A 14941-nucleotide genomic window follows, 5' to 3' on the forward strand; every position below is an offset into this window, starting at 1 on the left:
CGATATGGCCATACCTACATTTGTCCTTGACCCAACTGGGGCAGACTTAACGGGGGTAAAGAAAATTTATTCACTGTCTCCGGAGTCAATTATTTTTATAAAGGACAATGCAGTTTACATGGTAGGTTCCGGCATGGGAAAGTACACGCTGACCACACCAACTTCTAAGACTGCAGATATTACATCATACTTCCCAGCATTCACATCATCGGCTAATTTTCAGATGGCCTTTCTTAACGGTTTTAACTATAGCCGTGTAGATATGCAACCAGGCAACACTACCCTTGTGGACGCATCCTCTCGTATTTTCACTATAAATGGAGTAAATTACTCACTTACTGACTGGAATGCATACAAGGCTCCAGGTAGCACGTCAACCGAGTTGGATAGTGCCCCCACTTTGTATAACATACCTACTGGGGTTGACATCACTAATGTGCATCGTTACATCACTCCAGCTAAAAATCCATTTTCTGGTGCGAGATATCTACCAGTCGGATACACGACCATACAGAATGGAGATCTAAAATATTGGGGAACTCCATTTTCGGATTGGGCCTATGGTGGGAACACCATTCAAGCCATAAAAACAATAGCAACTGGAGTTCAATCCGTCGTTGGAGATGGTTCCGGTGCTTTTTGGTTTTTGAAGGATGGAAATGTGTATACCTTCGGGGCTAATAATGCCGGCAGAACGGGGATTGCAGGGGGTGGAGTGATTTCGGATCCTGTAAAGGTATCGGGACCAAGCGGCGAAGTAAAGAATGTAAAGCAGATCGCTTCCTATGGATTTCAGACTTATGCTCTCAAGGACAATAATGATGTAATCGCGTGGAGTGATGCTTCCTCATTCTCAACACTTAGTAAAAAGTATCTATCGCTGTTCCAGGCTCCAGATCGCTCTGGTAAATATATTGTTTATGGAATCACCGAATCCGGTGATTTTGTAAAGTTACCGGATGGCACAGCCGTCACCGGATTTCCAAAAATATACCCCGTTGACTATGTGGCTCCCGTTGTTCTGGATACACCTACGAGTGTGCTGTCAACGGATAAATTCAATCGGTCTGTGATTACAGTTGATTACGGCAGTTCCCCAGCAATCACCAACCGTGAATACTCCATAGATGGAGGAGCTACTTGGTTACCGTATACGGCTCCTGTAACGTTGACCTCCGCCGGTATGATATCTTTTAAGGCTCGTTCCTGCGCGGAAGGTGGAATTTATAGCAAGCTGCTTGAAATTGAGGTGAATAATGATCCAATCATTATAAAATCTGGTTTTCCGCAGATCACAGATAACGGTAACGGAAGTTTTAGTGTTGACTCTGGAACCACCCATCCTGATGCTAAGACCCAGATCAAAGTCGACAATGGAACTTGGGTTGATTACATTGGAGCGGTGACATTGCCATCTGGCAGCCATACCGTGGATGTACGGATAATCAATAAAGCAGGTGAAGAACTGGCGACCAACCAAAAGACAGTGAACGGGGCTACGCCATTTCCAACGGCCACGCCAACACCAACAGTGGCTCCAACTCCAACTGTAGTGCCAAGCAGCACTCCTACAGCAGTACCCACATCGACAGTAGCACCAGCTACACCCACGCCGACAACTGCACCTACGGCGGGTCCAACAGCTACAACCGTTCCAACAACGGTACCGGCAACACCAGTGCCGACAGTAGATCCAAGTTGGGGCAGCCCGATTGGTTCTGAAGATGTAACCTTTACTGTACTGGGCGGTGGTTTCAGTTCGCAGTTCAGCGGGCTATTATTGGACAATGTGACCATTAGCACGACCAACCCATATCAGCAGATTAATTCTGTAACCAACTCAGTCATTGAGGACAGCAGAGGGAGTGGTGCGGGATGGAATTATACGCTGAAGATCACGGATTTTGTGAGTGATCCAGTGGTGGACAATAGTAATAACACGAACAATTTAGTGGTCAAAATGCCATCGAATGCCTTGAGTGTAGATGTCGCCAATTCCACTACCCTTGCGGGACAATCTGGAATGGTGAGCCAAACCGGAAATCATGTTTTTAGTGATCAGCCCGTTGTATTGGCACAGGCCAATGAGTACCAAGGTATGGGGCAGTATCAGATTGGACAAAGCTTCACACTTCGAGTGCCAGATAAGGTAGAGATTGTTTCTGCTGGAGAAGGCAGTTCGTATCACCCTGGAACCAAAACTGGCTTGCGAGTCGGGACGTATCGTTCACAGTTTACGTTCACTTTGGCTTCTGGAATATAGCTTTAACAGCAGAGCGAAGCGATCAGCAGTCGCTTCGCTCTCTGCTGCATTCCAAATTATTGTGAAGATAAGAGATTTGCTTTCAATTCGGCTAATTGAAAGTAATTGTTGCCCGCATCATCTACGCCTAGTCTTGTCGCGTACAGTCGAATAAAACGAGCCAATATCGGCTGACTGAATGTAAACGTCCTTGCGGAACCCGTATTGCTGATATTAGTGTAGCTTTGCCCCGGTATATCCTGCCATCGAATACCGTCATTACTATATTGCAGCTTGAAATCTAGTGGGAAACTTAACGTTCCTCTTGGCGTTACTGTGATGCTTTTGACCGACTGACTGTTTACCAGATCAAGTGCAGCCCATTCCGTAGCGATGCTGCTGGCATGGTAAGGGCTGGACCAGATGCTGTTTGTGTTATTATCCATCAGATGGGTTGCCGTCCAACCTTTTAAAGTAGCAGAGGCGGCTGCGTTGACCAGATTGGTTTTGAGTTCAGATAATTGAAAATAGTAATTCCCCCATCGTCTTTACCGAGCTTCGTTACGTAAAGCCGGATATACTTGGCGATTATTGAGCTATCAAACGTAAACGTCTGCACATTACCGTTATTGAGATAATTGACGTAGGATTGCCCTTCAATATCAGTCCAGTGTACGGCATCATTGCTGGCCTGGAATTTGAAATCTACTGGAAAAGCATACTTAGCTCTCGGTGTGATAGTCACACTCCCTACTGTCTCCGCTCGGCCCAAATGAAATGCAACCCACTCACTTTCTGTTGCGATTCCATGTAAATTACTGGACCAGGTGGAAGTGGTATTATTATCGGTTAACCGGGCCACTGACCATCCGGGCAGACTGGATGAGGCAGCGACCTTCGAATGATGCAGTGTAAATTCCCAAGCTGAAAATAATATCTTCCCCCATCATCTTTGCCGAGTTTCGTTGCATAAATCCGAACATACCTTCCAATTACGGAGCTGTCAAAAGAGAAGGTTTGCACATTCCCGTTATTCGCATAGTTGGTATAAATTTGTCCCGGAATATCCGTCCAGTTAACGGCATCTAGGCTATATTGGAGCTTGAAATCTTTTGGAAAGCTTAAGGTGCTGCGTGGTGTCAGACTGATTCCGCTTATAAATGTTGTGTCTCCGGCATCTGCAGCGATCCATTCAATACTTGCCTCATTGTCACTTGCGTTACTAGACCAGATTGAGGAGTTATTTCCGTCAATTAACCGTGAAACAGGCCAGCCCTGAAGGCTAGAGGAAGCTGTGATTTTAATCAGATGAACATCAAACTCTCCCAATTGGAAGTAATAGTTCCCCGCATCATCCTTACCTAATTTTGTAGCGAGAACTCGAACATACCGGGCCGCAATAGAATTGTTAAAAGTAAAGTTTTGAATATTTCCGTTGTTGGAATAGCTAGTGTAAGTTTGACCGGGGATATCCGTCCAATTGACCGCATCGGTACTGGATTGCAGACGGAAATCTTTGGGGAAGCTCAAAGTGCTACGTGGAGTCAGGCTGATTCCTCCGATAAAATGAACATCGCCTAAGTCTACAGCTACCCACTCTGGTCCTTGATCAACCGGATGTCCATGACTCGACCAGATGCTTCCTGAATTTCCATCCCCCAGTTTATAGACGTCCCAGCTAGTCAACGCCGAAGAAGTGAACAGAGCAGGCTTAGCGGATTGAACAGTGCGTAGCATGTTGCCATTGGCATCATAAACACAATAGACGGTATTGTAAGGAGTGAGTGTGTAGCTCAGCTTTGCACCACCTACGTCATACTGGTAATAGGTTTTTAAGTTGTTTAGAGATTCGACTGTTGTGGACTCGGCGGTAGCTAGTGCTGGTTCATTGAAATAAGCGAGCAATATAAGCAGTAATATTAACGTGCCATATCGAAATTTCATCAGGAGCCTCCTCATAAGGATATTAGGTATGTAATATTCTGAATTCTAGTTTGTAGTTCCTTAAATGGTCAAGAAAAATAATCAATGTAGACATTTAATGATAAATTTCGACAAATTACCTCTATATCCAAATATTTAATTTTGTCGTATGATGCAAAATAGAGAGAACGAATTACTTAAAGTGTTGAGAGGAGCCATGAAAATATAAGGAATCGGAGTAATGCGTAAATGGTTCGGGGCTGATCGTTGCTGTGTTGTCTTTAATCGCGGTAGGGGAACGTCCTCCATACATGCAGCAGATGTGCAGACAACAGACTATATTGTAGTCAATTACTCGGGAACATCTTTCACACAGTTAGCTCACGTGTATGACAAAGGAAGATTGGGAAACGGGGAATTGGCCAGAATGATCATTGATTCAATATACATATGACAGTAATGGAAATCTTCTCAAGAGAAACAAAAGCGCTTCAATTGGGCAGTATGTGATCAGCAGTTCAACCGTGTCTTACGACCTTTGTGTACTTGGTGTTACTAGAACGCCCAGAAAGTAGAGTTTCTAACATGGACCGAAACAGATGGTTAGGATGATATTGAATGGATGTAGGTGAGAAACTGGCGTCCGTTGTATGGGAAGGGAATATGTGGCTTCCTAAACGCAGAGGAAGTATTAATACTTATAACCCACCATATCTATGTGGATGGAAGAATGATTCTCGGGCTTACAGTAAAGGTGGTGGATGCTTCGCAATTTATTACGCCTTTACTGGTGTTATTGGCTGATGGAACTGTTTTTATTTATGGGGTAGATTCCAAAGTCCAAAAAGTCCAATTCCCGACGTGGACGTCCTATAAAGATCAGGATGATATTGAGTGGATTGACGGGGTGAAGATAGGGAACGGGGTATGGAAAGCAACGGTAGTCTACTCCAAACATCACTCAGAACTTGGGAGATACATCACCCATATCTATGCAGATGGAAAATATGCGGGAGCATGGGAATTTTCCGTAGTAGACGCACTGAAGTTTACGTATCCATCCGTCGCTTATCTTAGCAGTGGTTTTTACGAGGTAATGGTTGAAGGGGTTCCTTCTAATGTAACGACCGTGCGGTTTCCCACCTGGACGGAAAGAAATGGTCATGATGACCTGGAAAACCCTTGGGTTGAGGGAGAACGGATAGCCAGTACAAGCTGGAGAATCCGTATTCCATACCACAAGCATAACAAGGAGACCGGCGCATACACCACTCATATCTATTCCTATGATGCTTATGGGAATAGCAGAATTATTGGGATGCTGGCGGTGGAGGTACGGAATTAGAAGAGATGAAAATAGTTAAATAGTATTAGGACAACGAGATTTAAATCCCTAGAGCTGATAAGAACCGATGCACGATTTTGATAAAACTAAAATTATACAATGACAGGAGAGCTGTAAGATGAAACGTAAGTGTTCTCACAATCGCTGGTTAGCTATAATTCTAACAATTGTTTTAATAGGGAGTGGTTTTCCACCCTTGGAGGGAAGCGCAAGTGCTAGTGTAAGCTCTTCTGTGTCGAAGTCCGCTACCATTCCTGCACCTTCCGTCGCTCCCTCTGCGACACCGAGCCCCCCCATGTGGAAAAATGAAACGGTGATGGCAACTCCATCTATTCCACAGGAATCAGCGCTCTTTTCAGAATCGGCGCCTGTTGATGGTGAGAGACTGATGAATAGGGGCCTGCCTGTGGCAGCACCCGAGCTGCCCAACGAAAACATCTCTGTAGGGAAGACTACATATGGTCAGGGAATGCCGGCAGCCATCCTTTCAGTTAAAGCGAGAACTTTAGAAAAGCAAGGGTTATTGGAACTCCCATCGTCAGATACTGCCTCACGCTCTCAAGCAATGACCAATCAAAAGCAAAAATCGCAAGATTTGACACAATCCGTGATTGAACAATTATTTCTGGCCGGAGCGTCAATGGCAGATGTGTACTGGGTCAATCTTCTTTTGCAGGAGCCATCCACGTACACACCTCTTGAGCTTTTGAAATGGCGGCATACAGGCAAGTTAACATGGGAAGAGATTCAACAGGAATTAAAAGATCAGAAAGCTTCCCCAGTAGAGCGGCCTTCGGTTCCAAATACTGTGTACAAGGATGAGGGAGGAGCTCATTCTGTAGTCCAGCGCCAAAGTGTGACCTCACTTGTATACGGGGAGGATCTGCTTTCGGACAGCCAACTCAAACTCGCTTCTTCCAAGGTTACCGCTTTTGATATGACTGTTTCCGGTGTTTTTGACGGGTTAGTCAAGCAAGCGCAAATTAATCAGACGAATAAACCGCAATTTGGAGATCGCGATGTATCCAGTGAACTTGTCGATCCCGTTTCCGGATCATTAACCTGGAAAGAAAATGAAATTCATTTACCGGGACGAGACGGTCTGGATCTGGATATTGGAATCATGTATAACTCAAATCAAGCCCATTCCTTAGCTCTAGAATATACATCTACTGGTCATTACACAGCAAGATATGACCATTACTTATCGCGTTATAATCTCGGAACAGGCTGGTCGCTTCAATTCCCTTCGATCCAATATAGTAATGGTTATTCTTATTATCATGATGGGAAAGGAGGGGTCTTTGCTGTAGCACCTTACCCACAGAATGGAGATGAGCTTACCCAATACACCAATTTTTTGAATTACAAAAGCAAGGATAAGCGTATTATTTCAAGCCATGAATTTAATAATGGCCAAAATCAGTCTGAGACTTGTGTAGAGTATGCAGATAAAAGACGTGAATATTTTTCTGCAAGAGGCCTTTTATTGGGGATTGTAGATCGTTTCGGCAACACGATTACGTTCAAACATACTTTTATCCAAAATTCGGGTTTTAATATGGAAGTCATCAGTTCTATCACAGATACAGTAGGCCGAGTAGTGACATTCGAATATGAGAATAACCTGGACACCGAAGGGGACTTTTATGGAGAAAATGTTACCATTCGTGTGAAAGATGGAGGGATGGAGGTTGAGAAGGTCACATTAACCAAAGGAAGAGTAAAGACTACGGTTAATGAATTAGTGACCTATGTACCTGTATTATGGGTGATTACAGACCAGAACGGGGATGAAACCTTCTTTAATTATGATTACCAATTTGCGGTATACGATCCTTGGAGCGGGTATGGAGGAGAGCAAAACTATAATTATTACTCCTTGTTAAAGGGAGTCACATACCCTCATTCCAAAACGACTTATGAGTACGACCAGACGGTACGCAACATTAATTCTATGGATTCGGTACAGGAATATCGAGTCATTTCCAGAGGGGATACGGCCGGCTCTAAAAGATATAATCAGAGCCAATATCGTTATGAAGGAGATTATACCGGCTACCCCAATCATTATCCCCCATATGTACCAGAGGATTATCGTTTCTATTCAAGAGTTATACTGCAAAGTGAAACGGCCTCTAACAATACGATCACGACCCGAACCTTTGACGGTAAAGCCAGGCTGCTGTCCACGGATACGCAAGCAGCAAACGGGGAACGAGAAGTAGTGGCCAATACCGCTTTTCATGAACTGTTCCAGAATTCTCCGACAAGAACGAGGATTTCGGAGTATGGGGCCGGGGACAGCGACGCTACAGCCAACCACCTTTTTAAGGAAACAACCTATACGAATTGGGGGTGGGTGGGAACGGAAACGAAGCCGTTGACCAGTGATCAGTTTAACAATCCGTACCTGAAACAGCGCTATACCACGACAATGAGCTATGAGCCGAAGTATCATCTGATGGAGTCGAAGTCCTGGTATCAAAATGAGACAGATGCTAACCCTGTATCCGAGCGGTACACCTATACTTCGGAAGGAAGACCGCTAACCGCAATTAACGCGCTAGGGGAACAGACCACGTATAGTTATAACTACACGAATGGGACGGGGCAAATTTCGCAAGCAATAGCGGAGAAAACAGCAAGCGGTAAAGTAGTTGCTAAAAGTGTAACTCACTATGGAGCCGAAACCATTTATGCTTATCCGACGGAACAGCAGCAATGGTTTAATATGAACACGCCAGAGCAGACTATTGTCAAAAAGACGATGGCATATGACATGAGGACGGGGAGGCTCATTCGGGAAAGCGACGGCAACAATCAAGTGGTCTCCTATGAGTATGATAGGGGGGGCCGTCTGAAAAAAGAAACGCATCCAGTCCGAACCAATACCAAAGGAGAAAGATATAGTGAAGTGATCGATTACAATTATTATAATCAGACCTCTGTGAACTTTGATGCTGTGAACGCAGGGACGTTTGTTCTAAAAGTGAATACCATTAAAACCGTAACTAACTTGTCCACTCACGATGCCGTTATCACAAATTCAGATGCGTTATATAATGGACTAGGACTTCTTCTGTTGGAAGAGCACCACGATGATAATGCAGGAAAATGGGTATACCAGCAATATCATTATGACGATATGGGGCGTCCGGTGTATTCCATTGACCCCGCTGGAAATACATTGACTGTCAGCTACGATGCGTGGGGCAGACAGAACCGGGCCACGAATGCCAACGGAGATCTCATCGTCAGCGACTATTCATTCAAAGCGCGCACCAACACAAGCTACATTCAGGATAAGAACACAGGCGAGAAGCTGAACTATGTCCAGGACACCTACGATGCCTGGGGAAATAAAATTTCGGCCTCCACCTATAAGGATTGGCCAACGAATCAACAACAGATTATCGAATCCTATCGATACGATATCGCGGGAAACATCACAGGTTACACCGATCCTAATCATAATGTGAACGAGGACGGGGTTACGACCACCTATGCCTATGATGCCTTAGGCCGATTATCCGCCGTAAAAGATGCGCTGAACCAGACCACCAACTACAGCTATGACGGCAATGGTCACGTATCGAAAGTGACGATACAGGCTAAAAACGGCTCGCCGCAAACCCTGAATACCAAGACGTATAACGAACTGGGCCTGCTTAAAGTGAAACAGGACGGGGCTTTACAAAATGAAAGCTATACCTACAACAGCGCAGGCCAATTGGCAGCAAAAACAGACCGCAATGGCAGCACGTTTGGATATACGTATGACGAAAGCGGCCAACTGAAAAAGAGCACGATCAGCGGGATGGTCAACAATGTGGCGCAAACGCAGGAAACGAATGTGATTTTCGGAGAGGGGGCACCGCAGAAACAGACCATCGAAACGCGTACGAACAACACACTCACGGCCACCCAAACGCAAACTCTGGATAGTTTGGGCCAAGTGCGCAACACATACTCGTTATCTGGCAACCACTCGGCGTACATCGGTAATCAGAGAGACGTACTGGGACGGATGACACAGATCAATGACAACTACATGGGCTTTTACACGAACTATCAGTATAATAAGCAGCGATTGGATAAAGTACAAACCAACGGGAGTTCTACGCTCACAGGTGCTTCTTCGGCCAATGTACAGTACAGCTACTTCGCGAACGATTTGGTGAAGTCGATTACGTACCCGACGCTTACAGATGGCAGCATCCTGAAGACGGAATATACGTACAACAAAGCGCTGGGCTGGACCGAGAGCATGACGAACACCAAAGGCAGTGACGTGCTATCGGGATACAGCTATGGTTACGACAATAACGGGAATCGCATCTCTGTAAGCGAGGTGCGCAAAGGCAGCAGCACCGCGCAAACGACAAGGTATACCTATGACGCGCTGAATCGCTTGGTATCCATTACCCGGCCGGATGGCGGGAAAACGACGTATACCTATGATGTGCGGGGCAACCGCCAGACGTTATCGGATACGAGTAATGTCAGTCTGGACACGATGGATACGAGCTACACCTATGACTTGCAGAACACCTTAACCTCCGTCACCAAAGGAGGAGGTACCACCAGCTTTAAGTATTATGCCGATGGTATGCGTTCCATGAAGACAAATAGTAATACCCAGACTCAGGTGAACTATAACCTCAATGGTGAGGTGATCTCGCAAGAAAAGATTGTGAGTGGCGTGTTCGTGGAACAAGCGAACTTTGTGCGTGGGGACCGGGTGCTGGTGAAGAAGGACAAAAAGAACAACAGCGTCACGGATTACTATTACCTGTACAATGGGCACGGTGACGTCGTGCAGATCGTGGATACCAACGGGGCGGTAATCAACAACTACACCTACGATGAGTGGGGGAACATCACCAGCCAGGTGGAGGGAACTTCCAATTCCTTCAAATACACAGGAGAAGTGTACGATGCCGAAACCGGACTTTACTATCTGCGTGCACGGTATTATGATCCGAGCATGGGGCGGTTTTTAAATGAGGATACGGTTGAGGGGCAGATAAACAATCCCTTAACTCAGAACCTATATACTTACGTAGGTAACAACCCTCTTAAATATACAGACCCTTCAGGCAAATGCTTCTGGGATGCTTGTGTTTTGGAGGGAGCGGCGGCGGCGGCATTAGTTGAAGGAGCTATATTTGTGATAGGCGCTTCAAGTATCCTTATCTGGAACCATTCGAATGCTGCACCAGTGGAGGTTCCAAGAACTGATGCACCTAAACTAACAGTAATTCAGGGAGGAAAGAATAATAAAAGTAACAGCAATCAAACAAGACCTCTAGCTCCGCCTGTTGCTCAATCTAAAGGTAAAGATGATGGCAACAACAAAGAGAGGATTATCTTGTACCATTATACTGATGAAGCAGGATATACTGGTATTTTAGACACAAGAAAAATTAATCCTTCTATAGCAGGTGGAAGACGAGGGGATGCACGTTATGGTAGTGGAGTTTATCTTACGGATATAGCTCCCAATTCTATGTCTTATGAAGATTTATCTGTTAAACTTTACGGGAAAAATAATAAAAGGATTAGTTATACTTATTACTATATTGCTATAGATGTCACAGACTTAGAACTAAAATATGGCAGAGAAAATGTTTATGCACACTTAACTACAACTCCGCTAGATATAAGTAATCGATTAGTGAATGCTGGGTATAATTCAGGGACAAATGCACCAAATATAAGACCATAAAGAAACAGATAAAAATTCTGAATTTATAAAAGGAGAATAAAAGCATGCCGATTTCAAAATATGAACCTAAATTTCCACCTGTAGAAGTGTTTCTGACAAGATTTTTTGATTATGAAAGTGATATTCTGATCTTTGAACAAGAGACCAAAATCCCGATCCCAACAATCTCCAAGGGTGATATTATAGAAATATTTGAAGATGACTATGTGGTTAAAGAAAGAAAATTTGCATTTAATGAAGATGCTTTTTTTACTATATATCGTATAGAAATGTTGGATTTTTGAAAATACGAAGTGCCAAAAGAACGTAGAAAGTCGCGTAGGCGAATACTCAGCCGGGTTTAATGGTAGTCTTGGCCGTTGGCAGAGCTTTATGGCATTATCTCTACACATTAGACGGCTCGGCGTAGGGCCGCGGTCAACTTAAACCTTAAAGCACTTGAATACTGCCTTTAAAAGACAGGTTCAGGTGCTTTTGCGTTTTGCGGGATGAAATGAGGAAAGATGACTAACATACCGATGGCCTGCGTTCCATGAAGACAAATGGCAATACCCAGACTCAAGTGAACTATAACCTGAATGGTGAAGTGATCTCGCAAGAGAAGATTGTCAGCGGTGTGTTCGTGGAACAGGCGAATTTCGTCCGTGGGGACCGGGTACTGGTTAAGAAGGATAAGAAGTTCTCCAAGGATTACTATTACCTGTACAATGGGCACGGTGACGTTGTACAGAACGTGGATACCAGCGGAGCGGTAATCAATAGTTACACCTATGATGAATGGGGAAACATCACCAGCCAGGTGGAGGGAACCTCTAATTCCTTCAAGTACTCAGGAGAAGTGTACGATCCAGAAACCGGGCCTTACTACCTGCGGGCACGGTATTATGATCCGAGTATGGGACGGTTTTTAAATGAGGATACGGTTGAGGGGCAGATTGATAATCCGCTGAGTTTGAATTTGTATACAAGAGATTTACATAGGTACACCGGAGAGGATTTCTGTTATGCAAGGTAATGTGAAGATCGATAGTGACATGGAAGTGTTCTTCATTCCACATCGCTTATGAAAATAAGGCAAGTGAGATTCTGGAGGAGTAAAGCACAGTATAAGTTGTAGATCAAGAACCTTATTTCTTATTATGGAGATGAAAAATATTGAAAAATATGATGCTATTATTTATTTTGTTCCTTGTTATAATTGACATGTTTCCTCAAAGGACCTATGCGGATGAATACTTTTATGACAAAAATGGACGATTGGAATCAGTGAAATCAATTAATAATGCTGTTGATTTTTATTACGATTTGAATGGGAACCTAATGAGGAAAAATCCAAATGGCAATTTAATAAGAAATGGGGATTTTGAAATATCTGATACCAGCAGTGGAACTGCGAGTTATTGGAGAACTTATACAGGCCCAGGTTTTCAAGAACCAAAAGGTGAAATAGAAACGTCTACAGTGGCAAGTGGTAAACAGTCTCAAAAAATAATAACTAATGGTGTAGGAGGATTGTATCAGGATATACAGATAGGTGGGGATACATCATATGAGCTAATTGGCCGTATAATGCCAAGTAATATGCTGAATGGAACGGTGATGCTGAAGGTTGATTATTATAATGCTTCAGGTAACTTAATTAGTGGAGAGACTCTTGCCGAAATAGGCGCACAGAACCTATGGACAACCGTCGGAGGAGCAATAAGAACGCCTAAAGGAACGCTAATAGCAAGAATACATTTTCATGTGGCTTCTTCCACTGGAGGTACTTTGGTGGTAGATATGGTTTCGATGCGGAAGAGTATCTACGGAAATATGCTGGCAAATGGAGATTTTGAGGCACAGCAAATGAATGGTGTAGGGGATGGATGGGGTAAATACGGAGCATTTGGTGAATATCAACTTATATCATCAAACGTGACTTCTGGAGTGCAGGCTCAAAAGCTTACGATGACCAACGTCGGAGGTTTGTATCAGGATATAGCTGTAAGAGGGAATACTTTATATGACATAAACGGTCGGATAAATATAAGTAATTTGTCGAGTGGAAAGGTTCAATTGATTGTAAATTATTTTGATATATCAGGAAAAGCAATCAGCGGAGGGATTTTAGCGGAAGTAAGTGTCATCGACACCTGGACTACCACAGGTGGAATAATAAAGACGCCAATAGGAGCTAGCATAGCACGAATTCATATTCAAGTGGCTTCTTCGTCTGGAGGCACACTGTTGGTAGATATGTTCACTATGAAAAAAGTATAGATGGCAATATGCTAGCAAATGGGGATTTCGAAGCATCTCAAATTGGTGGTGTTGCAGATGGATGGGGAAATATGGAGCCTATGGGGATTATCAGCTTACAACCTCGACCGTAACTTCGGGTAAACAATCCCAGAGACTTACGATGACTGGTACTGGAGGCATATATCAGGATGTTGCTGTAAGTGGGAATACATTGTATGACTTGAACGGCCGCATAAATATAAGCAGTCTACAAAGTGGGGCAGTAAAGCTAGTCGTCAACTACTTTGATAGTTCAGGAAAAGCAATCAGTGGGTTAGCTGTGACAGAATTAAGCACCTTAAACGTATGGACTACGTTTGGAGGGACGATTAAAACTCCAACCGGAGCGGTGGTGGCTAGAATTCATATTCACATGGACTCCTCTTCGGGAGGCATATTTGTAGTGGACATGGTTAATTTCAAGAAAACTACAGATGGAAATATGCTTGGAAATGGGGATTTCGAAGCATCTCAAATTGGTGGTGTTGCAGATGGATGGGGAAAATACGGAGCCTATGGGGATTATCAGCTTACAACCTCGACAGTAACATCCGGTACCCAAGCTCAGAAGATTGGGATGACTGGAATAGGTGGATTATACCAAGAAGTGGCTGTATCTGCGGAATCATCATATACTCTTAGCGGTCGGATTAATATAGTCAACTTGCTCAGTGAAAAAGTTAAACTAATCGTTAATTATTACGATTCATCTGGAAGAATGATTAGTGGAGTGACATTGGCAGAAGTAAGTGTCTTAAACATATGGACTACTGTGGGCGGAACAATAAAGCCACCAATGGGGGCGGTGTCAGCGAGGGTACATTTTCACATGACATCTTCTTCAGGAGGCACATTTGTAGTGGACAAGGTTGAGTTTAAGAAAAGCTGAGAAGGCGTAGGAATACACCTTAGCAGTGCGCCGAATGATTGAGCCGGAAAGTGTGTTTGGCCAACTAAAAGTAACGGGGATCACGGTGTTTTCTGCTTCGATAACCGTCAGAAGTGACACTTGAGGTCAGGGGGCTTTCGCTTGCCCATTATGTGCGGAAGCAAGCCGCAGTGAATAAAAATGCAAGGCAGCGATTCTCCAATAACCCGGGAATCGCTGCCTTTTTGTCTATTTAATTCCCATTCACCACCAGACGAATAGTTTTCTAAATTTGTACGACTTCTCCATCTTTATTGAATTCTACTCCCAGATCAGCTATAAAATTAAGTTTTTTGGCTAATGTACCATTCTCAAGTCGGTATACTTGATTTAGGTGTCGAGCTTTCAGTACTTAATGGGCGTGTGCGTTAAAGACAGCCTTATTTTTATGATTGGTTTATGGGCTATCGAACTACAGTTAAATGAAACTGGCTGTGTAAGATAGATCACATCCTGCATTTTTCGATACAAGTTTTTACTATGCTTGGA

Annotated in this window: 10 protein-coding genes; 7 read left to right on the top strand and 3 right to left on the bottom strand. The window is 43.9% G+C overall.

Annotated features, from left to right (window positions below; all coding sequences use genetic code 11):
• Positions 1 to 4: 4 nt before the first annotated feature.
• A complete protein-coding gene (locus JI735_RS19320; protein WP_202676317.1) occupies positions 5 to 2263 on the top strand; it encodes an RCC1 domain-containing protein in 2259 nt (752 codons plus the stop codon).
• 56 nt (positions 2264 to 2319) lie between these two features.
• On the opposite strand, the gene JI735_RS19325 is transcribed toward JI735_RS19320, so the two are convergent.
• From JI735_RS19325 to JI735_RS19335, 3 genes are read right to left on the bottom strand one after another with little or no spacing between them, the layout of a single operon-like run.
• The gene (locus JI735_RS19325; protein WP_267919293.1) at positions 2320 to 2742 is read right to left on the bottom strand and encodes a discoidin domain-containing protein; all 423 of its coding nucleotides are present in this window, start codon (positions 2740 to 2742) and stop codon (positions 2320 to 2322) included.
• Positions 2712 to 3104 carry a discoidin domain-containing protein gene (locus JI735_RS37920; RefSeq protein WP_202676318.1) on the bottom strand — a complete coding sequence of 131 codons (393 nt, stop codon included), beginning with the start codon at positions 3102 to 3104 and terminating at the stop codon, positions 2712 to 2714. Before JI735_RS37920 ends, JI735_RS19325 begins: the two co-directional genes overlap by 31 nt.
• Complete coding sequence (locus JI735_RS19335; RefSeq protein ID WP_202676319.1) at positions 3092 to 4186, bottom strand: discoidin domain-containing protein; 1095 nt, start codon at positions 4184 to 4186, stop codon at positions 3092 to 3094. Before JI735_RS19335 ends, JI735_RS37920 begins: the two co-directional genes overlap by 13 nt.
• 697 nt (positions 4187 to 4883) lie before the next feature.
• Here JI735_RS19335 and JI735_RS19340 point away from each other — a divergent pair.
• The 6 genes from JI735_RS19340 (at position 4884) to JI735_RS19365 (ending at position 14413) form a co-directional block, all read left to right on the top strand.
• A complete protein-coding gene (locus JI735_RS19340; protein ID WP_202676320.1) occupies positions 4884 to 5510 on the top strand; it encodes a GBS Bsp-like repeat-containing protein in 627 nt (208 codons plus the stop codon).
• A gap of 295 nt (positions 5511 to 5805) precedes the next feature.
• Entirely contained in the window at positions 5806 to 11241 is a 5436-nt protein-coding gene (locus JI735_RS19345; RefSeq protein ID WP_233475969.1) for an RHS repeat-associated core domain-containing protein, read from the top strand.
• A gap of 44 nt (positions 11242 to 11285) precedes the next feature.
• Complete coding sequence (locus JI735_RS19350) at positions 11286 to 11525, top strand: hypothetical protein (RefSeq protein WP_039835168.1); 240 nt, start codon at positions 11286 to 11288, stop codon at positions 11523 to 11525.
• Between the two features lie 248 nt (positions 11526 to 11773).
• A complete protein-coding gene (locus JI735_RS19355; RefSeq protein ID WP_202676322.1) occupies positions 11774 to 12256 on the top strand; it encodes an RHS repeat-associated core domain-containing protein in 483 nt (160 codons plus the stop codon).
• A 140-nt stretch (positions 12257 to 12396) separates the two neighbouring features.
• A complete protein-coding gene (locus JI735_RS19360; RefSeq protein ID WP_202676323.1) occupies positions 12397 to 13503 on the top strand; it encodes a carbohydrate binding domain-containing protein in 1107 nt (368 codons plus the stop codon).
• Between the two features lie 61 nt (positions 13504 to 13564).
• Complete coding sequence (locus tag JI735_RS19365; protein WP_202676324.1) at positions 13565 to 14413, top strand: carbohydrate binding domain-containing protein; 849 nt, start codon at positions 13565 to 13567, stop codon at positions 14411 to 14413.
• The last annotated feature ends 528 nt before the right edge of the window (positions 14414 to 14941 follow it).

This window comes from Paenibacillus sonchi, from assembly GCF_016772475.1.
GTDB lineage: Bacteria > Bacillota > Bacilli > Paenibacillales > Paenibacillaceae > Paenibacillus_AQ > Paenibacillus_AQ sonchi.